Annotated in this window: 26 protein-coding genes; 14 read left to right on the forward strand and 12 right to left on the reverse strand. The window is 56.2% G+C overall.

The genetic code is table 11. The features are described from left to right. Positions 1-20: 20 nt before the first annotated feature. The 5 genes from mnmE to JZI28_RS19870 are packed head-to-tail and all read left to right on the forward strand — an operon-like array spanning position 21 to position 5,524. On the forward strand, positions 21-1,307 hold the full coding sequence (mnmE, locus tag JZI28_RS19850) for a tRNA uridine-5-carboxymethylaminomethyl(34) synthesis GTPase MnmE (RefSeq protein ID WP_375698712.1): 1,287 nt from the start codon (positions 21-23) through the stop codon (positions 1,305-1,307). Positions 1,308-1,319: 12 nt separating this feature from the next. Further along, positions 1,320-3,194: a tRNA uridine-5-carboxymethylaminomethyl(34) synthesis enzyme MnmG gene (mnmG, locus tag JZI28_RS19855; protein ID WP_375698713.1), complete on the forward strand. Its 1,875-nt coding sequence runs from the start codon at positions 1,320-1,322 to the stop codon at positions 3,192-3,194. Then, the gene (rsmG, locus tag JZI28_RS19860) at positions 3,191-3,811 is read left to right on the forward strand and encodes a 16S rRNA (guanine(527)-N(7))-methyltransferase RsmG (RefSeq protein WP_375698714.1); all 621 of its coding nucleotides are present in this window, start codon (positions 3,191-3,193) and stop codon (positions 3,809-3,811) included. The genes mnmG and rsmG overlap by 4 nt, the downstream gene beginning before the upstream one ends. Further along, positions 3,804-4,613 carry a ParA family protein gene (locus JZI28_RS19865; protein ID WP_295449431.1) on the forward strand — a complete coding sequence of 270 codons (810 nt, stop codon included), beginning with the start codon at positions 3,804-3,806 and terminating at the stop codon, positions 4,611-4,613. The genes rsmG and JZI28_RS19865 overlap by 8 nt, the downstream gene beginning before the upstream one ends. Positions 4,614-4,627: 14 nt before the next feature. Continuing rightward, positions 4,628-5,524: a ParB/RepB/Spo0J family partition protein gene (locus JZI28_RS19870; RefSeq protein ID WP_375698715.1), complete on the forward strand. Its 897-nt coding sequence runs from the start codon at positions 4,628-4,630 to the stop codon at positions 5,522-5,524. On the opposite strand, the gene JZI28_RS19875 is transcribed toward JZI28_RS19870, so the two are convergent. The 4 genes from JZI28_RS19875 to rph are packed head-to-tail and all read right to left on the reverse strand — an operon-like array spanning position 5,525 to position 8,374. Further along, a complete protein-coding gene (locus JZI28_RS19875) occupies positions 5,525-5,878 on the reverse strand; it encodes a YbaN family protein (RefSeq protein WP_375698716.1) in 354 nt (117 codons plus the stop codon). A 24-nt stretch (positions 5,879-5,902) separates the two neighbouring features. Beyond that, positions 5,903-7,057 carry a radical SAM family heme chaperone HemW gene (gene hemW, locus JZI28_RS19880; RefSeq protein ID WP_375698717.1) on the reverse strand — a complete coding sequence of 385 codons (1,155 nt, stop codon included), beginning with the start codon at positions 7,055-7,057 and terminating at the stop codon, positions 5,903-5,905. Beyond that, positions 7,050-7,664 (reverse strand): RdgB/HAM1 family non-canonical purine NTP pyrophosphatase, encoded by a 615-nt coding sequence (rdgB, locus tag JZI28_RS19885; RefSeq protein WP_375698718.1) that lies wholly within the window; start codon positions 7,662-7,664, stop codon positions 7,050-7,052. The genes hemW and rdgB overlap by 8 nt, the downstream gene beginning before the upstream one ends. Beyond that, positions 7,661-8,374 carry a ribonuclease PH gene (gene rph, locus JZI28_RS19890; RefSeq protein WP_295449446.1) on the reverse strand — a complete coding sequence of 238 codons (714 nt, stop codon included), beginning with the start codon at positions 8,372-8,374 and terminating at the stop codon, positions 7,661-7,663. Before rph ends, rdgB begins: the two co-directional genes overlap by 4 nt. Positions 8,375-8,516: 142 nt before the next feature. Here rph and hrcA point away from each other — a divergent pair, with 142 nt between their 5' ends. Together hrcA and JZI28_RS19900 are read left to right on the forward strand one after the other, a co-directional pair. Then, positions 8,517-9,584 (forward strand): heat-inducible transcriptional repressor HrcA, encoded by a 1,068-nt coding sequence (gene hrcA, locus JZI28_RS19895; RefSeq protein WP_295449975.1) that lies wholly within the window; start codon positions 8,517-8,519, stop codon positions 9,582-9,584. Between the two features lie 11 nt (positions 9,585-9,595). Continuing rightward, on the forward strand, positions 9,596-10,156 hold the full coding sequence (locus JZI28_RS19900) for a nucleotide exchange factor GrpE (RefSeq protein WP_295449449.1): 561 nt from the start codon (positions 9,596-9,598) through the stop codon (positions 10,154-10,156). 109 nt (positions 10,157-10,265) lie between these two features. Here JZI28_RS19900 and mutS read toward each other — a convergent pair whose 3' ends face one another. Beyond that, positions 10,266-12,899 (reverse strand): DNA mismatch repair protein MutS, encoded by a 2,634-nt coding sequence (mutS, locus tag JZI28_RS19905; RefSeq protein WP_375698719.1) that lies wholly within the window; start codon positions 12,897-12,899, stop codon positions 10,266-10,268. 143 nt (positions 12,900-13,042) lie between these two features. Next, a complete protein-coding gene (locus JZI28_RS19910) occupies positions 13,043-13,891 on the reverse strand; it encodes a flagellin (RefSeq protein WP_375698720.1) in 849 nt (282 codons plus the stop codon). 313 nt (positions 13,892-14,204) lie between these two features. Here JZI28_RS19910 and JZI28_RS19915 point away from each other — a divergent pair, with 313 nt between their 5' ends. After that, complete coding sequence (locus tag JZI28_RS19915) at positions 14,205-16,460, forward strand: NADP-dependent malic enzyme (protein ID WP_348154204.1); 2,256 nt, start codon at positions 14,205-14,207, stop codon at positions 16,458-16,460. Positions 16,461-16,464: 4 nt separating this feature from the next. Further along, positions 16,465-17,337 (forward strand): ribokinase, encoded by an 873-nt coding sequence (locus JZI28_RS19920; protein ID WP_375698721.1) that lies wholly within the window; start codon positions 16,465-16,467, stop codon positions 17,335-17,337. Positions 17,338-17,436: 99 nt separating this feature from the next. On the opposite strand, the gene msrA is transcribed toward JZI28_RS19920, so the two are convergent. Then, positions 17,437-18,102: a peptide-methionine (S)-S-oxide reductase MsrA gene (gene msrA / locus JZI28_RS19925; protein WP_295449464.1), complete on the reverse strand. Its 666-nt coding sequence runs from the start codon at positions 18,100-18,102 to the stop codon at positions 17,437-17,439. 142 nt (positions 18,103-18,244) lie between these two features. Here msrA and JZI28_RS19930 point away from each other — a divergent pair, with 142 nt between their 5' ends. Together JZI28_RS19930 and JZI28_RS19935 are read left to right on the forward strand one after the other, a co-directional pair. Beyond that, positions 18,245-19,171 carry a D-amino acid aminotransferase gene (locus JZI28_RS19930; protein ID WP_375698722.1) on the forward strand — a complete coding sequence of 309 codons (927 nt, stop codon included), beginning with the start codon at positions 18,245-18,247 and terminating at the stop codon, positions 19,169-19,171. Then, on the forward strand, positions 19,171-19,884 hold the full coding sequence (locus JZI28_RS19935; protein ID WP_375698723.1) for an HAD family hydrolase: 714 nt from the start codon (positions 19,171-19,173) through the stop codon (positions 19,882-19,884). The genes JZI28_RS19930 and JZI28_RS19935 overlap by 1 nt, the downstream gene beginning before the upstream one ends. A 75-nt stretch (positions 19,885-19,959) precedes the next feature. Here the strand turns inward: JZI28_RS19935 and JZI28_RS19940 are convergent, their stop codons facing one another. Next, on the reverse strand, positions 19,960-20,244 hold the full coding sequence (locus JZI28_RS19940; RefSeq protein ID WP_375698724.1) for an SCP2 sterol-binding domain-containing protein: 285 nt from the start codon (positions 20,242-20,244) through the stop codon (positions 19,960-19,962). Positions 20,245-20,358: 114 nt separating this feature from the next. After that, a complete protein-coding gene (locus JZI28_RS19945) occupies positions 20,359-20,811 on the reverse strand; it encodes a DUF1810 domain-containing protein (protein ID WP_375698725.1) in 453 nt (150 codons plus the stop codon). 80 nt (positions 20,812-20,891) lie between these two features. Between JZI28_RS19945 and JZI28_RS19950 the strand changes: the two genes are divergently transcribed. Beyond that, positions 20,892-21,032 carry a hypothetical protein gene (locus JZI28_RS19950; RefSeq protein ID WP_158441640.1) on the forward strand — a complete coding sequence of 47 codons (141 nt, stop codon included), beginning with the start codon at positions 20,892-20,894 and terminating at the stop codon, positions 21,030-21,032. An 11-nt stretch (positions 21,033-21,043) separates the two neighbouring features. On the opposite strand, the gene JZI28_RS19955 is transcribed toward JZI28_RS19950, so the two are convergent. Then, positions 21,044-22,390 carry an IS1380 family transposase gene (locus tag JZI28_RS19955; RefSeq protein ID WP_040176196.1) on the reverse strand — a complete coding sequence of 449 codons (1,347 nt, stop codon included), beginning with the start codon at positions 22,388-22,390 and terminating at the stop codon, positions 21,044-21,046. A gap of 322 nt (positions 22,391-22,712) precedes the next feature. Further along, the gene (locus JZI28_RS19960) at positions 22,713-23,939 is read right to left on the reverse strand and encodes an argininosuccinate synthase (RefSeq protein ID WP_295449480.1); all 1,227 of its coding nucleotides are present in this window, start codon (positions 23,937-23,939) and stop codon (positions 22,713-22,715) included. A 136-nt stretch (positions 23,940-24,075) separates the two neighbouring features. Between JZI28_RS19960 and JZI28_RS19965 the strand changes: the two genes are divergently transcribed. Both JZI28_RS19965 and ilvA read left to right on the forward strand, forming a co-directional pair. Next, the gene (locus tag JZI28_RS19965; protein WP_297341997.1) at positions 24,076-24,828 is read left to right on the forward strand and encodes a hypothetical protein; all 753 of its coding nucleotides are present in this window, start codon (positions 24,076-24,078) and stop codon (positions 24,826-24,828) included. Between the two features lie 80 nt (positions 24,829-24,908). Then, the gene (gene ilvA / locus JZI28_RS19970) at positions 24,909-26,135 is read left to right on the forward strand and encodes a threonine ammonia-lyase IlvA (protein WP_348154192.1); all 1,227 of its coding nucleotides are present in this window, start codon (positions 24,909-24,911) and stop codon (positions 26,133-26,135) included. Between the two features lie 204 nt (positions 26,136-26,339). On the opposite strand, the gene JZI28_RS19975 is transcribed toward ilvA, so the two are convergent. Beyond that, positions 26,340-26,663: an Hpt domain-containing protein gene (locus JZI28_RS19975; protein ID WP_295449489.1), complete on the reverse strand. Its 324-nt coding sequence runs from the start codon at positions 26,661-26,663 to the stop codon at positions 26,340-26,342. Positions 26,664-26,709: the final 46 nt, after the last annotated feature.

A 26,709-nucleotide genomic window follows, 5' to 3' on the forward strand; every position in this document is an offset into this window, starting at 1 on the left:
AGTTAAAGAGGAAGGCCAAGATGGACACGATCTTTGCACTGGCCTCCGCACAGGGGAAGGCTGGAGTTTCAGTCATTCGCATTTCTGGCCCTCTGGCACTGACCGCAGCCAATCAGATTTGTGACCATCCACTGCCCGCAAAAGGGCGGGGGCTGCGCTGCCTTCTGGATCTTGACGGCAGTCAGCTGGACGAGGCTCTGGTTCTTAGCTTTGCGGCGCCGGCCAGCTTTACCGGAGAAAACATTGTCGAATTTCAGGTTCACGGCAGTACTGCCGTGGTTTCGGCAGTTCTGGACCGTTTGACCAAAACCCCTGATCTTCGTCTGGCAGAGCCTGGTGAATTCACCCGGCGGGCGTTGGAAAATGGCAAATTGGACCTGGCACAGGTCGAAGCCCTGGCAGATCTGATTGACGCGGAAACCGAAGCCCAGCGTAAGCAGGCTCAGGTGGTTCTGTCTGGTGGTCTGGGACAGTTGGCCGAAAGATGGCGGGTGGATCTCATCCGGGCAGCATCGCTGATTGAGGTGACCATAGATTTTGCCGATGAAGACGTCCCGGTGGATGTCACACCCGAGGTGACAGCCCTGCTGAGCGCAGTCGCCCAGGACCTGCAGGCAGAGACCGAAGGCGTTAAAATTGCAGAGCGCATTCGAGACGGTTTTGAGGTGGCAATCATCGGCGCGCCAAATGTTGGGAAATCTACGCTTCTCAATATGTTAGCAGGTCGTGAGGCGGCTATCACTTCAGAATATGCCGGCACGACGCGGGATGTGATTGAAGTTCGAATGGATCTTGGCGGGTTACCGGTGACACTGCTGGATACTGCCGGCCTCAGAGATACTGACGATCACGTTGAAGGCATCGGAATTGAGCTTGCCCGCAAACGCGCTGAACAGGCCGATCTTCGTGTTTTTCTGGTAGAACCGGATGAAGCGATTGATTTGAAAATGCAGCCCGGGGATATCCGTCTTCAGCCCAAGGCTGATATGCGGCAGGACTCGGATAGCTCCATTTCCGGGAAGACAGGGCAGGGCGTAGATCGCCTGGTTTCCCATATCTCTGATACATTGAAGGATCGCTCCACTCAGGTTGGCGTTGCCACCCGGTCACGTCACCGTGAGATGATGCTTGCCGCAATGCACAGTTTGACCGAAGCTCAGCTTGTTTTGCAACGGGGATCGGAGTTCTATGAAATTGCCGCTGAAGATATACGGTCCGCTGTTCGATCCCTTGAAATGCTCGTGGGTCGTGTTGGCGTCGAGAATCTCCTTGATGAGATTTTCTCAAGTTTCTGTCTTGGAAAATAGGGAGTGTTTCACGTGAAACATTCAGATTTTGATGTTGTTGTCATTGGTGGAGGTCACGCAGGAAGCGAGGCAGCCCATGCTTCTGCGCGCATGGGCGCGCGTACAGCCCTCATCACATTAACACGCGATGGTATTGGGGTGATGTCCTGCAATCCGGCCATCGGTGGCCTGGGTAAAGGCCACCTTGTCCGCGAGATTGACGCGATGGATGGCGTAATGGGGCAAGTAGCTGATCTTGCCGGTATTCAGTTTAGACTGCTCAACCGCCGCAAAGGCCCCGCTGTTCAAGGTCCCCGTGCGCAATCTGACCGCGGTATCTATCGTCGTGAAATGCTCAAAAGAACAGAATCCCAAGAGAACCTTGAGATCATTGAGGGGGAAGCGACAGATTTTTTGATGCAGGGCGCTAAAGTGGGCGGCGTGGTTCTGTCAGATGGAAGTGAAATTCACAGCAGGTTCGTAATCCTAACGACTGGCACGTTCCTACGGGGGGTGATCCATATTGGCGATGTGTCAAAGCCTGGTGGCCGAATGGGGGATCGACCTTCGGTAAAACTGGCAGAACGGTTGGACAGCTTTGAACTGCCGATGGGTCGACTAAAGACCGGCACGCCACCGCGCCTGGATGGGCGCACGATCAACTGGGATATCCTCGAAGGACAGCCAGGAGATGAGGATCCCACCTTCTTCTCCTTCATGACTAAGGCGTTGTCGGCCAAGCAGGTTATCTGCGGCATTACGCACACCAATGAAAAAACCCACGACATTATTCGGGAGAACCTTTCTCGATCAGCCATGTATGGCGGGCATATTGATGGTGTTGGTCCCAGGTACTGCCCTTCAATCGAGGACAAAATTGTCCGATTTGCAGATAAGACCTCGCATCAGATTTTCTTGGAACCCGAGGGGGCGACGGATCACACCGTCTATCCAAACGGAATTTCGACAAGCCTACCAGTGGATGTACAGTCGGATTACGTTCGTTCAATTGTTGGATTGGAAAAGGCAGAAATTCTGCAGCCGGGGTATGCGATCGAATATGACTATATTGATCCGCGGGCGCTCTCCTTGGATCTATCGCTTAAAGATGTGCCAGGCCTATATCTAGCGGGGCAGATCAACGGCACTACAGGATATGAGGAGGCAGCTGCGCAAGGTTTGGTTGCTGGACTTAGTGCTGCCGCCAAATGTCGGGATAAAGAGCCGGTTATGTTTGGCCGGTCCAACAGCTACATTGGTGTCATGGTTGATGATCTTACCACGCATGGCGTTACAGAACCTTACCGCATGTTTACCTCGCGTGCTGAATTCCGTCTCTCCCTGCGCGCCGACAATGCGGATCAAAGGCTAACACCTCTTGCGATAGAGGCAGGGTGCATCTCTGAAGAGAGAAGGGTAGCCTTTTCGGAAAAGCTGGACCGTCTGGAAACCACCCGAAACGGTCTGGAAGCTGCTGTATTCACACCAAAGCAGATTTCGGCAGCGGGGATTTACGTCAATCAGGACGGGAACAAGAGAACAGGTTTTGAAATTCTCGCTTTCCCTGATGTGGGGTTTGAAGATCTCATCCCTTTGCTGCCAGATTTCGCTGATACAGATGTAGAGACAATGCGGCAATTGGAGCGAGACGCGCTATATGTGCACTATATTGCGCGTCAGGAGAAAGAGATCGCAGCGGTCAAGCGTGACGAAGGCCATGTGATCCCAGACGATTTTGATTATACAGCTATCGAAGGTCTTTCGGCGGAGCTACAACAGAAACTGACCGTCGCAAGACCTGAGACCTTGGCAAAGGCCAGTCGTATCAATGGGATGACGCCAGCAGGGCTGGCTCTGGTGTTGGCACGGTTGCGAAAGAATATGCGTTCACAGGAGAAACTTGGATGAGCGAGAAAGCTCTGTTAGATCAGTTGAATGTTTCACGTGAAACAATAGAGCGGTTAGAAAAATTCGAGGAGGTTCTGCTAAAGTGGAACCCGCGAATAAACTTGGTCTCCAAAAGTAGCCTAACAGACCTTTGGCAGAGGCATATCGTAGATTCGGTACAGGTCTTCACCAGCGTAGAAGATGCAGGTGAGAGTTGGGTGGATATCGGCAGCGGCGGCGGGTTCCCGGGAATTGTTGTCGCCATCATGGCTGCAGAACGATCGCCAAAAACCAAGGTTACGTTGATCGAAAGCGATCAGAGAAAATCGGCTTTTCTGCGAACTGCGGCGCGGGAATGTGGGGTTTCAATTTCTGTATTGACCGAGAGGATTGAACAGGCTGTGCCACAGAATGCAGATATACTGTCCGCGCGTGCGGTTGCTGACCTAGATGCTCTTCTTGAATTTTCACAACGCCACCTGGCAGTTGGCGGTACATCTGTGTTCCCCAAAGGGGCGAACTGGAAAAAAGAAGTGGATAAGGCAGCTCAGCGATGGCGATTCGACGTTGAACCAATTACAAGTTTGACTGAGACTGAAGCAGTTATTCTTAAGATCAAGGGAGTCGCTCGTGCCTGATTTATCCCGCCCGGAGGGGCCTCGAATTATCGCGGTTGCAAATCAGAAGGGCGGGGTGGGTAAGACAACAACAGCAATCAACCTCGCGGCCGCTTTGGTTGAGACAGGACTGCGAGTGTTGGTGGTGGATCTGGACCCCCAGGGAAATGCTTCTACCGGCTTGGGCATCGAGAGTGCGGATCGAGATGCCACTACATATGATCTGTTGGTTGATGACGCCCCACTAAATGAAGTGATTCGTACTACGGAAATCGAAGACCTTTGCGTGATCCCCGCCACTGTTGACCTTAGTTCCGCTGATATTGAGCTTTTTGCCAATGAAAAGCGGAGCTTCTTGCTGCATGATGCGTTGCGGCAAACGGCGATGGACGAATACGATTGGGATTATGTGCTGATCGATTGTCCACCTTCTCTTAACCTTTTGACCGTCAATGCGATGGTAGCCTCCCATTCGGTGCTGATCCCCTTGCAGAGTGAATTTTTTGCCCTGGAAGGTGTGTCGCAATTGTTGCTCACAATTCGGGAAGTCCGGCAATCGGCCAACCCTGATCTTCGGATTGAAGGCGTTGTTTTGACGATGTTTGACCGGCGCAATAACTTGTCGCAGCAGGTTGAACAGGATGCGCGGGACAATCTGGGCGATCTGGTTTTTCAAACAAAAATCCCGCGCAATGTGCGGGTCAGCGAGGCTCCGTCCTATGCTTTGCCAGTGCTCAACTATGATAGCAACTCCCTAGGGGCAAAGGCGTACCGTGCTTTGGCGCAAGAGTTGATATCGAATAACCAAACAGTCGCGGCTTGAGAGCGGAGTAGAAAATGTCAGAGAAAAGAAACAAACCCCGCGGATTGGGCCGTGGCCTGTCTGCCTTGATGGCAGATGTGAATTCGGAGCCGGTAAGCACAGAAGTGCAGGCCGCACGAAACGCAGAGGTTCTGGTCCCCATCGAGAAGGTGATTGCCAACCCTGATCAGCCGCGCCGTCAATTCCTGCAAGAGGATCTTGATGATCTGACGGCATCGATCAAGGAAAAGGGGGTCCTGCAGCCCCTGATCGTGCGACCTCGGGACGGCGACATGTATGAAATTGTTGCGGGTGAGCGGCGCTGGCGCGCGGCGCAGGCAGCGCAGCTGCACGAAGTTCCGGTTCTTATTCGGGACTATTCCGATGTTGAGATGATGGAAGTTGCCATCATTGAAAACATCCAGCGCTCTGATCTGAATGCAATGGAAGAAGCCCAGAGCTATAAACAGCTGATGGAACGCTTTGGCCATACCCAGGAACGCATGGCAGAGGCACTGGGGAAGAGCCGGAGCCATATTGCCAATTTGGTTAGGCTGCTACACCTGCCAGAGGACGTGCGCGCCCTGGTCAATGACCGTAAACTGTCAGCGGGCCATGCGCGGGCTTTGATCACCTCGGACAATGCTTCTGAACTGGCGAGCAAGATTGTTAAAGGCGGGTTGTCGGTCCGGGCTACGGAAGCTTTGGTGAAAAAGGATGCCGCCGGGCTTCAGGCTTCTGCGGCTCCGCGCAGGTCGCCACGGCCAACAGATAAGGATGCAGATACCAAGGCGTTAGAGGGCGATCTTTCTGCCATTCTACGGATGAAGGTGTCGATTGATCACAAGGCAGGTGGCGAAAGCGGATCTGTCACCATTAGCTATGAGACGCTCGATCAGCTGGATGAAATCTGTAACATCCTGAGCAAATAGTCAGGCGCCAGGGCGGGTCCAAATAAAGGTCAGGACTGCTGTCAGGACGACAACCTGGATGAGCACCACATGGGAGGGCGCTCCCAGTATAAAAGATAGCAACAGAACGGCGGCGATCGAAACGGTTGCCGCCTTTTTTGCGGCTGGACGAATGGCGCCACGTTCATTCCAATCCAGGATCATGGGGCCAAATGTGCGGTGGTTGATCAACCAGGAATGCAGGCGTTCGGATGAGTTGGCAAAGAAGAAGGCCGCCAGCAGAAGAAAAGGCACGGTGGGCAGAAGTGGCAGCACGATACCTATGATGGCCAGACCGAGTGACAGTAACCCAAGCGCGGCATAGAGAAATCTCATCTGTCTAATCCAACTTCAATTTGGTCAATCAACCAGAAGTTCCCGAAGCACCGCATTCAGGACTGCGCGGCCCTGATCTGTCGCGCGAATTACCTGATCCGATGTAGTTACCATGCCAAGATTAACAAGGTCGTCAACGCGGTCCTGTGGCAGGGCCTGACCCGACAGTGCCGTATAGCGCGGGATGTTCATGCCTTCGGCAAGGCGCATCGACATCATCATGTACTCAATTGCGGTATCTTCACGGGGCAGGGCTTGGCACAGGCTCTCCCCGGATCCATCGGCCACCGCTTTCAGCCAGGCGCCGGGGGCGCGATATGTTTCGGTGGCATAGCGCTGGCCGTTGCGTGTGACGCGGCCATGGGCCCCCGGACCAATGCCGAGGTAGTCGCCATAACGCCAATAGATCTGGTTGTGACGGGATTCCTCACCAGGGCGGGCGTGGTTGGAGATCTCATAGGCGGGCATGCCATGGGCGGCACAGATTTCTTGTGTGGCCTGGTACATGTCAGCTGCCGTGTCATCTGTGGGCAGGTCGCGCAGTTTTCCACGGGCGTAGCGATCACCAAAGGCGGTGCCTTCTTCGATGGTGAGCTGATAGAGCGACAGATGGTCAATCGCCATATTCAGGGCTTGGGAAAGTTCGCGCTGCCAATGGGACAGGTCCTGTCCCTGACGCGCATAGATCAGGTCAAAGCTGACCCGGTCAAAACAGGTGCGGGCAATGTCAAAGGCGGCGCGGGCCTCCTCCACGGAATGGATACGCCCAAGGCGGCGGAGGTCCTCATTGTTGAGCGCTTGAATGCCCATCGAGATACGGTTGACGCCGCCGTCGCGATAGCCGGCAAAACGTCCTGCCTCAACAGAGCCTGGATTGGCTTCAAGAGTGATCTCGATGTCATTGGCAAAGGGCCATATTTCACGTGCGCCTTCAATCACGGCGGCGACGGTTTCAGGCATCATCAGCGAGGGGGTGCCACCGCCAAAGAAGATAGAGTTAAGAACCCGACCCTCCATCCCCTGTGAGACTCTTTTGAGCTCACTCAGGTAGGCTCTAACCCAGAGTTTTTGGTCTATATTTGCGGTGACATGACTGTTGAAGTCGCAATAGGGGCATTTGGCCTGACAAAAGGGCCAATGCACATATAGGCCAAAGCCCCCATTTCGCCAATCATCCACTAAAACAGCCTTTGATAAAGGCGCTGACCGCGCGGCCACGGTGGCTGATGCGGTTCTTTTCGGCCTTGTCCATCTGGGCGCAGGTGACGTCATAGCCCTCGGGCATGAACATCGGGTCATAACCAAACCCAGCTTCACCGCGAATGGGCCAGACCAGATCGCCGGCCATGACGCCTTCGAATACTTCATCATGGCCATCGGGCCAGGCCAGAACTAGGGTACAGCGGAACTGGGCGCTGCGCGGAGCATTGGGGCCTTTTGCGGTGATTTCATCATTGGCGCGAGTCATTGCCATCATAAAGTCACGCCCATTGCCGGTTTCGGCCCAATCGGCGGTATAGACACCGGGGGCGCCATCCAGCGCATCAATGGTGATGCCGCTGTCGTCGGACAGGGCAGGGAGGCCGGTAGCCTGTGCTGCCGCATGTGCCTTGATCCGGGCATTGCCGACAAAGGTGTCTTCGGTTTCTTCCGGTTCCGGCAGGTTCATCTCGGCTGCGCCGACAACCTTGACGCCAAAGGGCGCAAGGATCTCGGTGATCTCCTGCAGCTTGCCTGCGTTGTGAGTGGCGACCAGAATCTGGTCGCCTTCAAACTTGCGGCTCATGCGCAGGCTGCCTTTTGCAGGGCTGCCAGCTCTGAGGTGCCTTTTTCGGCCAGATCCATCAGCTGGTTCATTTGATCGCGGGAAAAGATTGAGCCCTCGGCAGACATCTGCACTTCGATCAGTTTACCAGAACCGGTCATGATAAAGTTGCCGTCAACGCCGGCCTCAGAATCTTCTGGGTAGTCCAGATCAAGCACCGGCTGGCCGGCATAGATGCCGCAGGAAATTGCCGAGACAGGATCCATCAGCGGATCAATTTTTACGTCACCGGCTTTCATCAGTTTATTCACGGCCAGACGCAGGGCGACCCAGCCACCGGTGATCGCGGCGCAGCGGGTGCCACCGTCGGCCTGCAAGACGTCGCAGTCGATGGTGATCTGGCGCTCACCCAGGGCAACCCGGTCAACGCCGGCGCGCAGGGCACGGCCAATCAGGCGCTGGATTTCAACGGTGCGGCCACCCTGTTTGCCTGACGCGGCTTCGCGACGCATACGGGTGTTGGTGGCGCGAGGCAGCATGCCGTATTCCGCAGTGACCCAGCCCAGACCGGAGCCTTTGATGAAGGGTGGCACCCGTGGTTCCAGGCTGGCGGTGCACAGAACATGCGTATCACCCATCTTTATCAGGCAGGATCCTTCGGCATGTTTGGTAAAGCCGGTCTCGATCGACACGGCGCGCATTTCATTTAGGTCTCTCTTTGAGGGGCGCATGGGCTATCCTTCTTTTTGCTGCCCATCCGATAGCCGCCGGGAGTGCGGGGATGCAAGCATGATTGACCTTTTCCCTGATCGCTCTTTAATGCAAATTGGCAAACAGGGTGTTCTCCAGCCAGAAATGATCGAAAAATTACAGATGACAGATGCCAAAGAGATACTGAGTGACATGAATGATCGCTCCCGGGAGGTATTCCGGGTGGTTGTTGAAAGCTATCTTGAAAGTGGCGAACCGGTTGGCAGCCGTACCTTGACGCGATCCCTCAATGAGAAGGTCAGCGCGGCGACGGTGCGCAACGTGATGCAGGATCTGGAGTATCTTGGATTGCTGGACAGCCCTCATGTCAGCGCCGGCCGCATTCCCACCCAACGCGGGCTGCGGATGTTTGTCGATGGCTTGCTGGAGGTTGAGGATCTGAAGGCCCATGACCGGGAAAAGATTGATGCCACTTTAGGCAAGAACGCCGGAGATGTTGGTGGCATGTTGGATCGGGTGGGCGCGGCCCTGTCCGGGGTGACTCAGGGTGCGTCCCTGGTGCTGACGCCGAAACAGGAAAGCGAAATCCGCCATATCGAATTTGTGTCGTTGGCACAGGATCGAGCGCTGGTGGTTTTGGTGTTCTCCGACGGTCATGTGGAAAACCGCCTGTTCACCCCACCACCGGGTCAAACCCCCAGTTCAATGCGCGAGGCGGCAAATTTTCTCAACGCGCTGATTGAAGGGCGGACCCTGAGCGGCGTACGGCGCGACATGCAGAAAGAGATTGATGCGCGGCGGCAGGAAATTGATGTTCTGGCGCAGGACATGATCGAAAGCGGGCTGGCCGCCTGGGAAGATGACGGCAATGAACAGGCCCGTTTGATCGTGCGGGGACGGGCGAATCTATTGGGCGAGGGTGGTGGAGTGCCAAAGGAGCTCGATCTTATTCGCAGCCTGTTTGATGACCTGGAGCGCAAGCAAGATATTGCTGAATTTCTTGAACTGACCGAGGACGGTGAAGGTGTGCGCATTTTTATCGGTTCAGAGAACAAACTTTTTTCACTTTCGGGTTCCTCTTTGGTGGTCTCTCCCTATATGAACTCGGATCGAAAGATCATTGGCGCGGTTGGGGTGATTGGCCCGACTCGCCTGAATTACGGACGGATTGTGCCGATTGTGGATTACACGGCGCAACTGGTTGGGAAATTGCTTTCTGACCGGAGCTAGAGGTTGAAAAAATGGCAGAGCCCAGAAACGACGATTTTTTGGACGACATCGAAAATGTCGAAGCGGAAGAGCTGGCGGCGGAAATGGCTGAAATGGACGATGCTGCAATTGAGTTGGATGAGCTGCGGGCAGAACGGGACGAGTATAAAGACCGGTTTATGCGTGCGCTGGCGGATGCCGAAAACTCCCGCAAACGCGGTGACAAGGCCCGTCGCGAAGCGGAGCAATATGGCGGTTCAAAACTGTCGCGTGATATGCTGCCGGTGTTTGACAACCTGAAGCGCGCGGTTGAATCCGCCACGGATGAGCAGAAAGAAGTTTCTGCGGCGCTTATCGAGGGTGTTGAGCTGACCATGCGCGCACTTGTTGGTGTGTTTGAAAAACACGGGGTGCGGGTTGTGTCACCCCAGGTTGGCGATCGTTTTGACCCGCAGGTGCATGAGGCGATGTTTGAGGCTCCGGTGCCTGGCACCAAGGCTGGCGATATCATTCAGGTCTCGGCTGAGGGCTTTATGTTGCATGACCGGCTGTTGCGGCCGGCCCAGGTTGGTGTGTCCTCCACTCCGGCCTGATGGCAGTTGTAAGGGAACGGGTCCGTTGGGACCCGTGCCTGCGGCGCAGGTATTTTTGGTAAGATGAAAGAGCGGCGCCCAATCGGCAGCCGCTCTTTTTATTTTATGGTTATTTGCTTGCTTCTTTTAGGCGGTAAAGCGCCTCGAGGGCTTCACGTGGGGAAAGCTCATCCGGGTGAATGTCACTGAGCAGCTGGTTAACAGGGGAGGGACCAGCGGCAGGTTTTGGTTGTGGAGGCGGGGCAGCGGCAAAGAGGGGCAGATCATCGATCTTTATCTTTGCTCCTGCGCCTTCGCGGCTGCCTTGTTCCAACAGGTCCAGCACATCGCGGGCGCGGGCCACCACGCTGGTTGGCAGGCCGGCCAGCTGCGCCACCTGCACCCCGTAAGAGCGATCTGCGGCGCCCTTTTTGACTTCGTGCAGGAAGATCACCTCGCCTTCCCATTCCTTGACCGAGACCGTGGCGTTTTCGACGCCGGACAGCGTGGTCGAAAGCTGGGTCAATTCGTGATAATGGGTGGCAAAGAGGGCACGGGATTGGTTCACCGCGTGGAGGTGTTCCAGCGTCGCCCAGGCGATGGAGAGCCCGTCATAGGTGGCGGTGCCGCGGCCGATTTCGTCGAGGATGACCAGAGCACGGTCGTCCGCCTGGTTGAGGATGGCGGCGGTTTCTACCATTTCCACCATAAAGGTCGAGCGGCCCCGCGCCAGATCATCTGAGGCTCCAACCCGACTGAACAGCTGGCTGACCAGGCCGATATGGGCGGTTTCCGCTGGTACGTAACTGCCCATCTGGGCCAGGAGAGCAATCAGTGCGTTTTGCCGCAGGAAGGTCGATTTACCCGCCATATTGGGACCGGTCAAAAGCCAGACAGCGGCACCGGTGGTGGCCGAGAGATCACAATCATTGGCTACAAAGGTATCGCCGCCCTGTTGTCGCAGGGCGCGTTCCACAACCGGGTGACGCCCGCCGGTGATGGCAAAGGCACGGGAGGCATCGACGCGCGGCCGCGCCCAGTTTTCGCCGCGCGCCAGATCCGCCAGAGCGGTCAGCAGATCGAGCTCCGCCAGGCCTCGTGAGGCACCGTTCAGGCGCGCAGCCTGGTCCATGATTGCAGTCGAAAGTGCAGAATAGAGCCGCTTTTCAATCTCTAACGCGCGATTTCCTGAGTTCAGGATCCGGGTCTCAATCTCGCTGAGTTCAACCGTGGTGAACCGCACCTGATTGGCGGTGGTTTGGCGGTGGATGTATTTTTCCGACAGCGGCGCAGAGAGCATTTTTTCCGCATGGGTGGCTGTGGTTTCAATGAAGTAACCCAGCACATTGTTGTGTTTGATTTTCAGCGAGGTGATGCCGGTATGGGCGGCATATTCCTGCTGCATGCCAGCAATAATCGAGCGACCCTCGTCGCGCAGGGTGCGGGCCTCATCCAGGTCTTCATCATAGCCGGCGGCGATAAAGCCGCCGTCGCGGGCCAAAAGCGGTGGCTCGGCCACCAGGGCGGCCTCCAGCAGATCCAACAGAGCCTCAAATCCGGTGAGATCCGTCGTGGCGGCGCTGACCAGCGGTGGCAGGTCTTCGCTGGCGTTTCTGTCAGCGATGGCGTTGGCCTGGGCCAGGCCGTTGCGGATGGCAGCGAGATCCCGCGGGCCGCCACGTTCCAGGGCCAGTCGCGACAGGGCGCGGTCCAGGTCCGGGGTTTTGCGCAGGGCATCGCGCAGGTCTTCGCAAAGCTGATCGTGGTCTACCGCAAAGTCGAGCGCTGCAAGCCGGGCATTGATCACGTCCAGGTTTCGCGAGGGGCTGGAAAGGCGTTGTTCCAGCAGCCGGGCGCCACCGGGGGTAACGGTGCGATCCACCACCGAGAGCAGAGAGCCGGCCCGGGCGCCAGAGAGCGACCGTGTCAGTTCCAGGCTGGCGCGGGTGGAGGCGTCAATCTGCACCACACGGTCTTCGGCTTCCTGCACCGGCTGTTGCAGCAGTGGCAGTTTGCCTTTTTGGGTGATCTCCAGATAGTCGATCAGGGCTCCCATGGCCGAGATTTCAGCGCGGTTGAAGCTGCCAAACCCATCAAGCGCGCTGACGCCGAACAGGCTGCAGATCCTCTTCTCCGCTGCGGTGCTGTCAAAGCTTGCCTTGCCCAGCGGAGTCACGGGAATTTTGTATTCCTCGGCCAGGGGTGCGGTTGCTTCATAAGTGGGGCCATCTGCCACAATCAACTCTGAGGGCGCCAAACGGGCCAGTTCCGGAGAAAGGCGCACCTGGCTGATGGGCATGACGTGAAAGGCACCGGTTGAAATATCGGCCCAGGCCAGGGCGGATTCATCCCGCAGTTCGGAATAGGAGACGAGAAAGTTATGGCGGCGGGCCTCGAGCAGCGAGTCCTCTGTCAGGGTGCCGGGGGTGACAAGCCGCACCACGTCGCGTTTGACCACCGATTTGCCACCGCGTTTTTTGGCTTCGGCCGGGGTTTCCAGCTGTTCACCCACAGCAACGCGAAAGCCCTTGCGGATCAGGGTGAGCAGATACCCCTCGGCGGCGTGGAACGGCACGCCACACATGGGGATGTCTTCGCCATCGTGCTTGCCCCGTTTGGTCAGCGCGATATCCAGGGCTTCAGCGGCGTTGACCGCATCGTCAAAGAACATCTCGTAAAAGTCGCCCATCCGGTAAAACAGCAGCGCATCTGGATACTGTGCCTTGATGTCGAGGTATTGTGCCATCATCGGCGTAACTGACATTCCTGCTCTCCCGGTGGTGAATGCAGGATGTCTACAGTGGGGGCCGGGGAAGGAAAACCAAAATCAGAACGAGATGTCCCGGCGGTGAGAAGAGACACGCCGGGACAAGGTCGCTGGAGGAGTTGTGCTAGGTCTGAAACGGATCAGGAGATCGCCAGCAGGGTCTGAGGCGAGGCATTGGCGATGGCAAGCGAGGTTTGGCCCAGCTGGACCGCGACGCTTGCTGATTTTAGCCTGGCGGCGGCATCTTCGATGTTTGCATCCCGAAGGGCACTGGTGCCGGATCGCGTCGCATCCGCCAGTTTACCAATGAATTCATTCTGATTGGTGATGCGACTGGTGGCGGCTCCCATCCTGGCAGCGCCTTCGCTGGCAAAGTTGAAGAACCCCTCGATCTCACCCAGAGCGGTCAGGGCCGAAGCACTGTCGGTGATCGCGGTACGGCTGTTGATATCGAAATCGGCGCTGCCTTCAAAATCGAGACTGTCGACAGAAAAGCTGGCCAACCCGGCGAGCGCTGAGGAGCCGTCGCGTGACACGGCCTCTGGAACCGTCAAAGAGGTATTGCCGGTGCCGTCAATATCCGTCTTCAGCAGATTGACGCCGTTGAACTGGGTGGAAGAGATCACATTGTTCAACTGTTCTGTCTTTTGGACCATTTGCTCTTCTAGTTTGGCAAAATCCACCAGACCGGAGGTTCCAAGGATCGCCAGTTCTTTCATTTCTGTCAGAATCTCGGTGGCTTGCTCGGCACCTAAGGCGGCAACAGATGTGGTCGCTTCGTTCAGGGACAGTGTGTCAGAGACTGCGGCATAGGCGCTTGTATCGCTTTCCATCACTTGAGTAATCGCCCAGAGCGCAGCCTGGTCCTTTGCTGAATTGATTTTCTTACCGGTAGAGACTTCTTCCTGGGCTTGCTCTTTTTCCTGAACCGCGCCGCCCAAAAGCTGCAGCGCCGTCGAGGAGCCAGAGTTAAACTGAATACTCGTCATATACTTTTCCTTTTACACTAAACGCTTAGCCAAGAAAATTGCCCCTGAAACCACGGGGGCGATAGGTCATTCTGACGTGAGTTGCTTGGCGCAAACTGAGGAAGCCGCTTTAAGCTTGGGTTTACCTGTTAAGATCTTGGTTAGAAATTGGAGCGCTGAGCTGGCAAAAATGTGGCAGAAATGTGGCGAATACCTCCACATTTTATCGGCATTTTAGGTGAAACCGCCGCAGGAAAATATTGCTGCGGCGGATTGAGGGGGGCGAAAGGCTGAGCTATGACTGGGCGCGACTAGGAGAGGACGCTGAAACCCCATGCCCAAAGCAAAGATCACCGACGAAGAGGCTCTGGCCTTTCACTTGGATCCAACCCCCGGCAAATGGGAGATCAACGCCACCGTCCCGATGACGACACAGCGCGATCTGTCGCTTGCCTATTCACCCGGTGTTGCGGTCCCCTGCGAAGCCATCGCTGCCAACCCCGAAACCGCTTATGATTATACCAACAAGGGCAACCTTGTGGCGGTGATCTCTAACGGGACGGCGGTCCTGGGTCTGGGCAATCTTGGTGCATTAGGATCTAAACCGGTGATGGAAGGGAAATCCGTTCTCTTCAAACGCTTTGCCGATGTGAACTCGATTGATATCGAGCTGGACACCGAAGATCCGGACAAGTTCATCGAAGCAGTGCGTCTGATGGGGCCGACCTTTGGTGGCATCAACCTGGAGGACATCAAGGCGCCGGAGTGTTTCATCATTGAGCAAAAGCTCAAGGAAGAGATGGATATCCCGGTTTTCCACGATGACCAGCACGGCACCGCCGTGATCTGCGCCGCTGGTCTGATCAATGCCTTGCATATTTCGGGGAAAAAGATCGAAGACGTACGCATCGTGCTGAATGGGGCAGGGGCGGCGGGCATTGCCTGTATCGAACTGCTGAAACGCATGGGCGCGCGGCACGAAAACTGCATCGTCTGCGACACCAAAGGCGTGATCTATCAGGGCCGAACCGAAGGCATGAACCAGTGGAAATCGGCCCATGCCGTCACTACTGAACTGCGCTCGCTGGAACAGGCGATGGAAGGTGCAGATGTGTTTCTTGGTGTTTCGGTCAAGGGGGCTGTGACCCAGGACATGGTGAAATCCATGGCCGACAATCCGGTGATTTTTGCCATGGCAAACCCCGATCCGGAAATCACCCCGGAAGAGGCCCATGAGGTGCGCGTTGACGCAATCGTCGCGACGGGACGTTCGGATTACCCCAACCAGGTCAATAACGTGCTTGGCTTTCCTTATCTCTTCCGTGGCGCGCTGGACATCCATGCCCGCGCTATCAACGACGAGATGAAAATTGCCTGTGCCCATGCTCTGGCGGCCCTGGCGCGCGAAGACGTGCCGGACGAGGTGGCGCTGGCCTATGGCAAATCGCTGACCTTTGGTCGCGATTACATCATTCCCACCCCATTTGACCCGCGCTTGATTCACCGTATCCCCCCTGCCGTTGCCAAGGCCGGCATGGATACCGGTGCCGCGCGCCGTCCCATCATTGATATGGAAGCCTATGAGATTGGTCTCAAAGGTCGTATGGATCCAACCGCCTCGATCCTGCGTGGGCTGAATGCGCGGGCACGCTCAGCGCAAAGCCGGATGATCTTTGCCGAGGGCGATGACCCACGGGTACTGCGCGCTGCTGTCAACTACCAGCGCTCTGGCTTTGGCAAGGCACTGGTTGTGGGCCGTAGCGAGGACGTGAAACAAAAGCTGGAAGTTGCAGGGCTCGCCGATGCCGTGCGTGAGCTTGAAATCGTTAATGCCGCCAATACCACGCATTTTGATGTCTATAAGGACTTTCTCTACAAACGCCTGCAGCGCAAAGGTTTTGACCGCAAGGACGTGCATCGCCTGGTGGGGCGTGACCGCCATGTGTTCTCGGCCCTGATGCTGGCCCACGGTCATGGCGATGGTTTGGTGACTGGGGCGACCCGCAAATCGGCGCATATTCTGGACCAGATCAACCATGTGTTTGATGCCGATAATGCCCATGGCGCCGCTGGCGTAACTGCGCTGTTGCACAAGGGCCGGATCGTGTTGATTGGCGATACCTTGGTGCATGAATGGCCGGATGAAAACGATCTCGCCAATATTGCCGAGCGCGCTGCCGGCGTTGCCCGCCATATGGGGCTTGATCCTCGGGTGGCCTTTGTCAGCTTCTCTACCTTTGGCTATCCGGTCTCGGAGCGGGCAGAGAAAATGCACCTCGCGCCGGCCGTACTGGACAAACGCGGCGTGGATTTTGAGTATGAAGGCGAAATGACCGTCGATGTGGCGCTCAATGCCGCCGCACAAGAGGCCTACCCCTTCCAGCGTCTGACTGGACCGGCGAATATTCTTATCGTGCCAGCGCGGCACTCGGCTTCGATCTCGGTTAAGCTGATGCAGGAAATGGGGGGCGCCACGGTTGTGGGGCCAATCCTGTCTGGGGTCGATAAATCAATCCAGATCTGTTCCACCACCTCCACCGCCAATGACGTGCTGAACATGGCGGTCCTGGCTGCCTGCAACATCGGGTAAAGCCATGGCAATCTGGAATCTGGGCTCAATCAATGCGGATATAGTTTACACCATGCCGCATCTGCCAGTCGCCGGTGAAACCCTGGCGGCAAGTGGATTGGACCAGTTCCTGGGCGGCAAGGGGGCCAATATGTCGGTCGCCGCCGCCCGCGCCGGCTCTGTGGTGCATCACATCGGCGCTGTTGGCCCCGAAGGGGATTGGGCGGTCGCGCGTCTGATGGAATATGGCGTTGATACCCGCTCGATTGCGACGCTGGATCTGCCCACAGGCCACGCCATCATTGCGGTGGATCAGGCTGGTGAGAATCAGATCATTCTTTATCCCGGTGCCAATCGGGCCATTTCAGAAGATCAGATTGGTCAGGCGCTTAGCACCGCCAATGCCGGCGATATTCTGGTGCTGCAAAACGAAACCAATTTGCAGGCGGAAGCCGCAAAAATGGCCCGGGAATTGGGGCTCAGGGTGGCCTATGCTGCCGCACCTTTTGACGCCCAGGCCGTGCGCCAGGTTCTGCCCTACCTGGATCTGTTGTTTCTGAACCAGGTTGAGGCCGAGCAATTGCAACAGGTGACGGGCCAATCTGCGAATGCGCTGGGCGTCGCTGACGTGATTGTCACCCTCGGCGCCCAAGGCGCGCGCCATTACAGTGCCAGTTCTGGTCAGGCTTTGGATGTGGCGGCTTTGCCGGTTACACCAGTTGATACCACAGGGGCCGGTGATACCTTTACGGGCTATGTGCTGTCGGCCTTGGACCGGGGCTTGCCGATGCCTCAAGCAATGTCCCTTGCGGCGCGGGCAGCGGCGCTGATGGTCACACGGCACGGCACGGCAGATGTCATTCCTGATCTCAAAGAGGTGCAAAGCGCCCGCTTTTAATTATCTGCAGGGTTTCATTTGGGCAAAAATATCCCAGGGGAGAATTGCGCAAAGCGCAAGAGGGGGCTTCCCGTTTTCTGCGTCCCGAGCTTCGTCTCCTTAATGATCTTGCGCAAAGGGCGCGGCGTTCCCCCACAGCTGCAGCACACGTGCGTCGCGGCCACAGGCCTGACGGTAGCGTTTATACGCTGCAGCCTGACGTTTTGGCCCAAACCGGGTAAAGATCAACTTGCTGCCTTTGTAGTAATCTTGGTGGTAGTCTTCGGCGCGGTAAAAGGTGTCTGCATTCAGAATTGGCGTGACAATCTTTTGTCCCAGCTCCGCCTCAGCCTTGGCCAGTGCTTTTTCAGCAAGGGCCTTTTCGCCTGGGTTAGAGACAAAAACAGCGGTACGGTAGGTCTCTCCACGATCACAAAACTGGCCGCCTGCATCGGTGGGATCAATGGAGCGGAAAAACATATCCAGAAGATCAGCACGGCTGACACGGCTGGGGTCAAACCGAATTTCAACCGCCTCAAAATGGCCCGTGTTTCCCTTACCAACCTCGCTGTAGGTCGGGTTCACTGTGTGCCCCCCGGTGTAGCCTGAAATGGCGTCAACCACCCCTGGCACTGATTCAAAATCGCTTTCCACACACCAGAAACACCCCCCAGCAAGGGTGAGCGTCTCTTGGGTTTGGGCCTCGGCCTCTTGGCCGCGCAACACGAGGGCGAGAAGCATAAATACAGTAAGGGCGACGGGTTTAAGGGTTTTGAAAATCTGCATGTTGACCTCCGTTTTGACCAAACTGCCGAGGCTTTGGGTTTGGCTCAACCCTGTGTCATCAAATGTCACGGGGAGGTGAGCGCAAGTTACCGCTTGGAAATTGGATCCAATCCTTCTAGCGTGCCGGAAAAGGAGCCCCCCAATGCAAGACATCCCGAGAAAATCAGAGAAGATGAGCACTCATCAGGCGACAGAAGACCAGCGTAATGAAGAGATCCTGATCTATCTGAACGGCCAAATCGTCCCCAAGGCGCAGGCCACGGTGAGTGTCTATGACAGTGGCTTTATGCTGGGGGATGGCGTCTGGGAAGGGCTGCGCCTGTATAATGGAACCTGGGCCTTTATCGACGAACATCTCGATCGGTTGTTCGAGGCGGCAAAGGCAATTGATCTGGATATTGGTCTGGACCGAGATGGCGTCAAACAGGCCGTGTTAGACACGCAAAAGGCCAATGAAATGACCACGGATGCCCATGCGCGTCTGATGATCACCCGCGGGGTGAAAACCCGCCCCTTCCAGCATCCATCGCTGTCGCAGCAGGGGCCAACCATGGTGATCATCATGGAGCACTCCAAGCCCAATCTGCCGCGTCCCATTCGGCTGGCCACGGTACCGCATCTGCGGGGGCTGCCGATGACCCAGGATCCAAAACTCAATTCTCATTCCAAACTGAACTGCATCCTCGCCTGTATCGCCGCCGAAAAGGCTGGCGCTGACGAGGGGTTGATGCTGGATGTGAATGGCTTTGTGAACACCACCAACGCCTGTAACTTTTTCATCGTGCGCAGGGGCGCGGTTTGGACCTCGACTGGCGATTACTGCATGAATGGCATCACCCGGCAAAAGGTCATCGACCTGTGCCGCGCCAATGACATCCCGGTGTTTGAGCGAAACTATTCCTTGGTGGATACCTATGGGGCCGATGAGGCCTTTCTAACGGGGACCTTTGGCGCTCAGACACCAGTTGGAGATATTGACGGGCGCCAGATTGGCAGTGGTGAAATGGGGCCGGTCACCGAACTTATTCGGGGGCTTTATAAAGCGATGATCGAAGCGGAGTGCGCCTGATGCGAATTGCCATGTGGTCTGGCCCGCGCAACCTGTCTACTGCAATGATGTATGCCTTTGGCAATCGCGGCGATTGTGCGGTGGTGGATGAACCCTTTTATGCGGCCTATCTAGCCCTGACGGGTTTGCAGCATCCCATGCGGGAAGAGATCCTGGAGAGCCAATTACAAGAGGCCATCGAGGTTGCACAGGCGCTGGTAGGGCCGGTGCCGGCCGCAAAGCCCTATTTTTATCAAAAACACATGACCCAGCACATGATTGACGGGGTGCCGCGTGACTGGATGCGGCAGGTGACCAATGTGTTCCTGATCCGTCATCCGGCGCGGGTGATTGCCTCATATGCGGCGAAACGGGAAAACCCGACGCTGGATGATATTGGTTTCCGCCAGCAGGCAGAGCTGTTTGAACTGTGCCGAAGCTGGGGCCAGGACCCCGTCGTCGTCGACAGCCACGATATCCGCGACGACCCAGCGACCAAGCTGGAACAGCTTTGCGACAGGCTTGGTCTGCCGTTTTCGTCCAAAATGCTGCGTTGGCCCCCGGGCGGACATCCCAACGATGGCGTATGGGCGCCGGTTTGGTATGGTGCGGTGTGGAACTCATCCGGGTTTGCCGGGCGGGAAGGCCCTTTGCCAGAGGTGCCGGAGCATTTACGTCCGGTGTTGGAGGCGGCCATGCCCTATTATGAGACGATGAAAGCGCAAAAGATCTGACCAGGGCAGGAGTGGGGGGCTTTGCCCCCTGCGCCAAAGGCGCTCCCCCCAAGGTATTTGGGGCAAGATGAAAGCTCAGCCGATCAGCTTACCCAGCTTCATCGCCGTGGCCATATCGCCGGAGATTTTGAGCTTACCCATCATCACACCGGTCATTGGATTTAACTTTCCGGTCAGCAGTTTTAACAGATTGTCCTGAGAGAGTTTTATGGTGCAATCCGTGTCACGGTCGGTGGTTGATGCAGTGCCATTTGCCAGAATAATCACGCCGTCGCTGCCACAATCAAACTTCAACGAGCCTGCAAAACTTTTGCCCTGAAGCTCTTTGGATATACCTTGTGCAATGTCGTGTAGCGCCATCGGATTACCTCTTGAGACTGTCACCAAAGGGGTAAGCGAGCGCAGCTTCGCTCGCAACCTTGACGATGGGGAAAGCAACCGATGAAGTGGCAGGACGCCCAAATTAAAGTCTGTTTAGGCGATCGCTTCGAGGGTCACGTCGCAGGGGCTGGCTGCAAAGAATGTGGCGAGGACCTCGGCGAAGACATCGGGTGCGCCAGGGGTGGCGGCAAAAAGCGTCATGCTGGAGCGTAGTTTTTTGGCGTCTGTGGTGCCCAGAATGGCTGCAGGGTCTTGATCCTGATGTGTGAGCATCAGCTCGGAAACTTCGATCAGTCGGGCGCGCAGGACGTCATGGCCTAGAAAAGCAGTGGCTTCTGACAGGTCTTCGATGCCGTAAAGTTGCGCCATATGGGACTGGCCAAGTTCCGCCAGCTGCGGAAAGACGAACCACATCCAATGGCCGGTTTTCTTGCCGGATTTCAGCTCTGCCAAGACATCTGCCCAGACAGTGTCCTGGGCTTCGACAAACATCTCCAGCTCTTCCGCGAAATCATCTTCAAAGAGGTCATCCTCTTGATCAGTCATCCCAACTGACATTCCCCAAGTGGAACGTCCTCCCGCCCACCTTGCCGCTGTTCTGCGCTCCTATCAAGCCTCTTGGACCCATGGTGCCGTTGTTCGGGCATCTGACGCGCGAACTGAGCACGATTTCCGGTCTCGGGGGCGAGGTTGATCCGGATATTGGTCTGACCGACCCCCGTATGGATAGACCGGTTGAGCCGCTTTTGTTCAGGTTTTATGATTAACGATGTTGTCATTAGGGAACCGGCGGTGCGCGCAGCCGATGTATGGCCGCAAGGATGCGGTTGAACAGATCGCCGCTGACAGCCACCTCGGCCAGTTGGAAGGTGATTGCACGGGCGTGACGCACAACCCTCGCACCAATCTTGATCAATCGCGTCTGCAGGCTTGTCAGTGACCAGTCGGCTATCTCATCAGGTAGATCAGTGCCCTGTAGGAAGGCACCGATATTGTAAGCCAGTGCATGGAGTTGCAGCCGCACCTCGTTCTGCGCCATGCCTTTGCAGGACAAACGGGTCCAGTTGATCGCCTGCTTGCCTTCCTTGATGTATTGCTCGGCGGTGCCGCGTTGGTTGTAGAAGCGGATGATCCAGTCGGGTTCCATCGGCATGTTGGTGACCACGAAGCCCACGCGCGGGAACAACTCGCTGGGATGCCATTCCACCTTGGCGATGACACGACGAGGTTTGTCCCAAGATGCCGCCTGATATTGGAAGTCGCCGTAGATGCGCTTCACGCCTTTTGGCGGACGACCCACAGGGCGCTTGAGCAGATGCGCAATCTTGCCCTGAAGAACGCGATTGGCCCGAAGGCGGATGGCGTAGAAATAGTTTTCCAGTTCCAGAGTTTTGTATAGCTCCGGGATGGCGAACGCAGCATCCCCCCGGAAGAACCGCATCAGGTGACGATCCGCATATCGCGCGATGACGGGCTTCAGAACCTCTTCCCACCCATCTGCGCTGTGAACATTGCCGGGGCGCAGGGCGCAGCGTTCCAAATGGCCAAACTGGTTGAAGACGAACAGCGGGTGATAGCACATGCAGCCGAAATGCCCGTTCCAAGCGGTGCCTTCTTGCGCGCCGTGGGTGGGACTGACTGAACTGTCCATGTCGAGCGTGATCCACTTGGGCGGTTTGCGATTGTGAACCCGGTCGATCCAGTGTCCTGATAAATCCGCCAGCACAGTGCGATTGTCGGTTGCCGCCAACACCTCGGTCTCGAACCGTCCCATCTGGCTCGCAGACGCGGCCTTGGCCTCAACGGCACGCCCTCCAACGACCTGCCGCATCACCGGATCAAGCGATAAACGGTCCGCGTCATTAACATCATCATATCCGGCCAGCCGCCCAAAGACCGACTGGCGCAACAAGCCGACCAGTGAGTGCAGGCGATTGTGGCCAGTTCGCGTGTCTCTCAGAAATCCGCCCGCAATGTCGTGCAGGCCGAGCACTTCATCCAATTCCCTGAACAACAGTAATCCACCGTCCGAGCTGATCTTGGAACCATGAAACTCCAGCCGGACCCGGCGGTCAAAACTGAGCCGCCCATCACCCGTTTCGCGTGCACCCTCTGGGTGATCCATAATCCACCACCTTCAGCCAAATTAACATACTGAAATATAACACATTAGTGGCCGTTGGAGGCGCGAAAACGTCAAGTTACTTGGGAAATGCGGGCCCAAACTCCGTCTGCGCCGATATTTTCCAGACCCTAGCGGATGCAGAACTACTGCGCCAGACGCTCTTTGAAACTATCAATATTTCGGATGCGGTCGCGGCTTAGGGGGTGGGTGGACAGCCAATCACGGCTGCTATCATGAGTTTTCTGATCTCGCCAGATAACGGTAGCAAAAAGGGCCACACCAATTGGTGCGGCCCTTTCAAAAATTTAGTGTGTAAGGCCACTTACTTTTTCAAGCGACGATCGCGGGCGGCCAGTAGTTTAAGACGCAGTGCATTGAGCTGGATAAAGCCCGCTGCATCGGTCTGATCATAGGCGCCGGCATCTTCTTCAAAGGTCACATGGGCTTCGGAGTAGAGCGTGTGGTCCGACCAGCGGCCAACGCAGGTGGCGGAGCCTTTGTAGAGTTTGAGACGCACAGTGCCGGTGACATGGGTCTGGCTGGCGTCGATGGCGGCTTGCAGCATCTCACGCTCGGGGCTGTACCAGAAGCCGTTGTAGATCAGCTCGGCGTATTTTGGCATCAGCTCGTCTTTGAGGTGCATGGCGCCACGGTCCATGGTGATGCTCTCGATGCCGCGGTGCGCCTCCAGCAGCAGGGTGCCGCCGGGGGTTTCGTAGATGCCGCGCGACTTCATGCCAACAAAGCGACCCTCAACCAGGTCGAGACGGCCGCAGCCGTGCTTGCCGCCGTATTCATTCAGCTTGGTCAGGATGGTGGCGGGCGACATGGCCTCACCATTGATCGAGACAGCATCGCCCTTTTCAAAGCCGACTTCGATGAACTCGGGCTCATTTGGCGCATCTTCGGGATGAACGGTGCGCTGGTAGACGTAGTCTGGCGCCATGACGGCGGGATCTTCCAGCACTTTGCCCTCAGAAGAGGTGTGCAACAGGTTTGCGTCAACCGAGAACGGCGCTTCGCCACGTTTGTCTTTGGCGACGGGGATCTGGTTTTGCTCAGCAAACTCCAGCAGGCGGGTGCGTGAGGTCAGGTCCCATTCACGCCAGGGTGCGATCACCTTGATGTCGGGGTTCAGCGCATAGGCGGCCAGCTCAAAACGCACCTGGTCGTTGCCCTTGCCGGTGGCGCCATGGGCCACGGCATCAGCGCCAGTGGCTTCGGCGATCTCAACCAGACGTTTGGAGATCAGCGGACGCGCGATTGAGGTGCCCAGCAGATAGAGACCCTCATAGACGGCATTGGCGCGGAACATCGGGAAGACAAAATCGCGCACGAACTCTTCGCGGACGTCCTCAATGTAGATGTTTTCCGGCTTGATGCCTAGCAGCTCAGCCTTTTGGCGGGCGGGCTCCAGCTCTTCACCCTGGCCGAGATCGGCGGTGAAGGTAACAACTTCGCAGCCATATTCGGTCTGCAGCCATTTCAGGATGATTGAGGTATCAAGGCCACCGGAATAGGCCAGCACAACTTTCTTGGGCGCGGACATAGAATTTCCTCTCAGTCAGATCGACTGGGCGATAGCGGGTTTCGAACGTGAGGGCAAGGTTTACTGGCCTTTTCCTGTATTGCGCACTCGCATAGCGTGCGACATAAGCCGCAGTATTGTGATGGAGAGAATTTAGATGAAGTCTTGGTCGATTTTTGCCCATTCCTTTGGGATGGTGTTTCGCAACCTGAAACAAGCCCTGCAGATTGGGCTGGTGCCTGTGGTGATTGCTTTTGTCGGTGTCTTTGCCGCGCTTTCATATATCGGAGTGTCTGTTTCTGTCCTTCAGGATGAGCAGGCTTTGGGGCTGTTGATTGCCAATAGTTGGATGGTTTTCTTCGCCACCTGGGTGTTTGTGATGATCATGATGTTGTGGATCGTGACCTCCTGGCACCGCTTTGTGCTGCTGGAAGAATACCCGCAGGGATGGGTTCCGCCGTTTCGGTTTGACCGCATTCTCTCTTACATCGGGCATGCTCTTATGCTCGGGATCTTGATGATGATCGCGATGATACCTGCGGCGATTGTGATGTTTGGCTTGAGTGCGATGTCACCAGTTCTAGCAGGTGTCTTTGCCATTATTCTGGTGCTTTCTGCTGTGGTTGGGCTGTACCGCCTGTTGCCGGTGCTTCCTGCTGCGGCCATTGGTAAGTCACTGAAGATCAAAGAAGCATGGGAGGCAACCACGGGCGAAACCTGGACCATTGTTGGGCTTATTTTTATTGGTTTCTTGTTTCAACTGTTGCTGAACATCATGGCGGCTCTGTTTGTGTTGGTGCCAATCATTGGGCCGATTGTTCTCTATGCAGTGTTGTTGGTCATGTCTTTGGTCAACGTCAGCATCCTCACCACACTTTATGGTCACTACATCGAAGGCCGCCCGATCTGACAAAGCCCGGATTGGTATTCTTCGGTATGCTTTGATCCTGCCCCCTTGCCTTGGGGGCGGGGTTGCGCCAATCAAGGGATATGACCGATTTTATGACCCAGGCCCGTGCGGCCGAGGCGGCGATGCGCGATGTGTTTCCGCCCACGCCGCTGCAAAAGAATGTCCACCTGTCCGAGCGCTTCGGGGCGGAAATTTACCTCAAGCGTGAGGATCTGAGCCCGGTCCGGTCTTACAAAATCCGTGGTGCCTTTAATGCCATGCGCAAGCAACCTGGCAAGGAGCTGTTTGTCTGTGCTTCAGCCGGCAATCACGCACAGGGCGTTGCCTTTATGTGCAAACACATGGCCGTCAAAGGCGTGATCTTTATGCCGGTGACCACACCGCAGCAAAAGATCCAGAAAACCCGGATGTTTGGTGGTGACAATGTCGAGATCCATTTGGTCGGTGACTATTTTGACGACACCTTGACGGCAGCGCAGGAGTGGTGCGCCCGTGAAGGCGGGCATTTCTTGTCGCCCTTTGACGATCCAGATGTGATCGAAGGCCAAAGCTCCATCGCAGTAGAGATCGAAGCGCAGTTGGGTGGGGTCCCCGATCATGTGATTTTGCCGGTGGGCGGCGGCGGTATGTCCGCCGGGGTGACCAGCTGGTTTGGCGACCGGGTGCATAGTCTTTTTGTGGAACCTGCGGGCGGTGCCTGCCTGCGCGCGGCGCTGACAGCTGGACGCCCAGTGTCCTTGGACAAGGTGGATACCTTTGTTGATGGCGCAGCGGTGGGGCGGCTGGGCGAGCGCCCTTTTGAGGTGCTGAAACATGTGGCTTTGCCAGATGTGATCGCGCTGCCTGAAGACCGGGTTTGCACCACCATGGTCGAAATGCTGAACGTCGAGGGAATCGTCTTGGAACCAGCCGGCGCTTTGGCCATCGAAGCACTGGGCGATCTGCGGACCTGGATTCGGGGCAAGACGGTTGTTTGCGTTACCTCTGGCGGGAATTTTGATTTTGAGCGCCTCCCCGAGGTCAAAGAACGGGCGCAGCGATACTCTGGCGTGAAAAAATACTTTTTACTGCGGCTGCCACAGCGACCCGGCGCATTAAAAGAGTTCCTGGGCATTCTGGGGCCTGAGGATGATATTGCCCGATTTGAATATTTGAAAAAGTCGGCCCGCAATTTTGGCTCGGTCCTGATTGGGATCGAAACCAAACGGCCAGAAAACTTTACGGACTTTTTAGCACGGCTGGATGACGCGGGTATGTCCTACACAGATATCACCAATGATGAGACTCTGGCTCAGTTTCTGATTTGAAGGATGGCACAGAGGGGGAGGCCTGGTGATGCCGGTTGACAGGACGTCGTCTGGTTGCCGCAACCGGGGCCGCCAGCAGGGCGGGCAGGCTGGCCGCAACAGGCCAACCCAGGTTACAGTCCGCAGATCAAAGAAAGGGCGTTAGATTTTTGTAAAATTTGATAAAATTAAAGTGACAAACGTCAAACACCGGAGTGATGTAAACTAGCCTTGATTGGGAAGTTCCGTGAGAAAGCTGTGTTTTGAAGCTTCAAACATATCAAGAATCGCCGGCAGATCGACTTCGCTGGCCTGGCCTTCAGCAGCCTGACGTTCACCTTGCAGGCAGAGCTTTGAAAAGCTGTCAAACCCGAGATTTAGGGCGCAGCCCTTGAGAAAATGCAGGTCCTGTTCAAGCTGGCTGCGATCATCGTCACGAAGTTTTTTGATAATTTCTTCGACTTCTTCCAGAAAAAGTTCCACAACTTCGCCGAAATCATCTTGACCGATCTCGTCTTTCAGCTCGTTTACCCGAGGCCAATCTATCATTGCGTGTTCCTATTTGCCTTCAGTTTGAGAGAGACAGTTAGTTTGT

The organism is Pseudophaeobacter sp. TrK17, assembly GCF_042192375.1.
Classification (GTDB): Bacteria; Pseudomonadota; Alphaproteobacteria; order Rhodobacterales; family Rhodobacteraceae; genus Pseudophaeobacter.

Coding starts and splice junctions, on each gene's coding strand:
- mnmE (WP_375698712.1), top strand. CDS start 21: ATGGACACGATCTTTGCACTGGCCTCCGCACAGGGGAAGGCTGGAGTT.
- rsmG (WP_375698714.1), top strand. CDS start 3,191: ATGAGCGAGAAAGCTCTGTTAGATCAGTTGAATGTTTCACGTGAAACA.
- JZI28_RS19870 (WP_375698715.1), top strand. CDS start 4,628: ATGTCAGAGAAAAGAAACAAACCCCGCGGATTGGGCCGTGGCCTGTCT.
- JZI28_RS19875 (WP_375698716.1), bottom strand. CDS start 5,878: ATGAGATTTCTCTATGCCGCGCTTGGGTTACTGTCACTCGGTCTGGCC.
- rdgB (WP_375698718.1), bottom strand. CDS start 7,664: ATGAGCCGCAAGTTTGAAGGCGACCAGATTCTGGTCGCCACTCACAAC.
- rph (WP_295449446.1), bottom strand. CDS start 8,374: ATGCGCCCCTCAAAGAGAGACCTAAATGAAATGCGCGCCGTGTCGATC.
- hrcA (WP_295449975.1), top strand. CDS start 8,517: ATGACAGATGCCAAAGAGATACTGAGTGACATGAATGATCGCTCCCGG.
- JZI28_RS19900 (WP_295449449.1), top strand. CDS start 9,596: ATGGCAGAGCCCAGAAACGACGATTTTTTGGACGACATCGAAAATGTC.
- mutS (WP_375698719.1), bottom strand. CDS start 12,899: ATGTCAGTTACGCCGATGATGGCACAATACCTCGACATCAAGGCACAG.
- JZI28_RS19910 (WP_375698720.1), bottom strand. CDS start 13,891: ATGACGAGTATTCAGTTTAACTCTGGCTCCTCGACGGCGCTGCAGCTT.
- JZI28_RS19915 (WP_348154204.1), top strand. CDS start 14,205: ATGCCCAAAGCAAAGATCACCGACGAAGAGGCTCTGGCCTTTCACTTG.
- JZI28_RS19920 (WP_375698721.1), top strand. CDS start 16,465: ATGGCAATCTGGAATCTGGGCTCAATCAATGCGGATATAGTTTACACC.
- msrA (WP_295449464.1), bottom strand. CDS start 18,102: ATGCAGATTTTCAAAACCCTTAAACCCGTCGCCCTTACTGTATTTATG.
- JZI28_RS19930 (WP_375698722.1), top strand. CDS start 18,245: ATGCAAGACATCCCGAGAAAATCAGAGAAGATGAGCACTCATCAGGCG.
- JZI28_RS19935 (WP_375698723.1), top strand. CDS start 19,171: ATGCGAATTGCCATGTGGTCTGGCCCGCGCAACCTGTCTACTGCAATG.
- JZI28_RS19940 (WP_375698724.1), bottom strand. CDS start 20,244: ATGGCGCTACACGACATTGCACAAGGTATATCCAAAGAGCTTCAGGGC.
- JZI28_RS19945 (WP_375698725.1), bottom strand. CDS start 20,811: ATGACTGATCAAGAGGATGACCTCTTTGAAGATGATTTCGCGGAAGAG.
- JZI28_RS19950 (WP_158441640.1), top strand. CDS start 20,892: ATGGTGCCGTTGTTCGGGCATCTGACGCGCGAACTGAGCACGATTTCC.
- JZI28_RS19955 (WP_040176196.1), bottom strand. CDS start 22,390: ATGGATCACCCAGAGGGTGCACGCGAAACGGGTGATGGGCGGCTCAGT.
- JZI28_RS19960 (WP_295449480.1), bottom strand. CDS start 23,939: ATGTCCGCGCCCAAGAAAGTTGTGCTGGCCTATTCCGGTGGCCTTGAT.
- JZI28_RS19965 (WP_297341997.1), top strand. CDS start 24,076: ATGAAGTCTTGGTCGATTTTTGCCCATTCCTTTGGGATGGTGTTTCGC.
- ilvA (WP_348154192.1), top strand. CDS start 24,909: ATGACCGATTTTATGACCCAGGCCCGTGCGGCCGAGGCGGCGATGCGC.
- JZI28_RS19975 (WP_295449489.1), bottom strand. CDS start 26,663: ATGATAGATTGGCCTCGGGTAAACGAGCTGAAAGACGAGATCGGTCAA.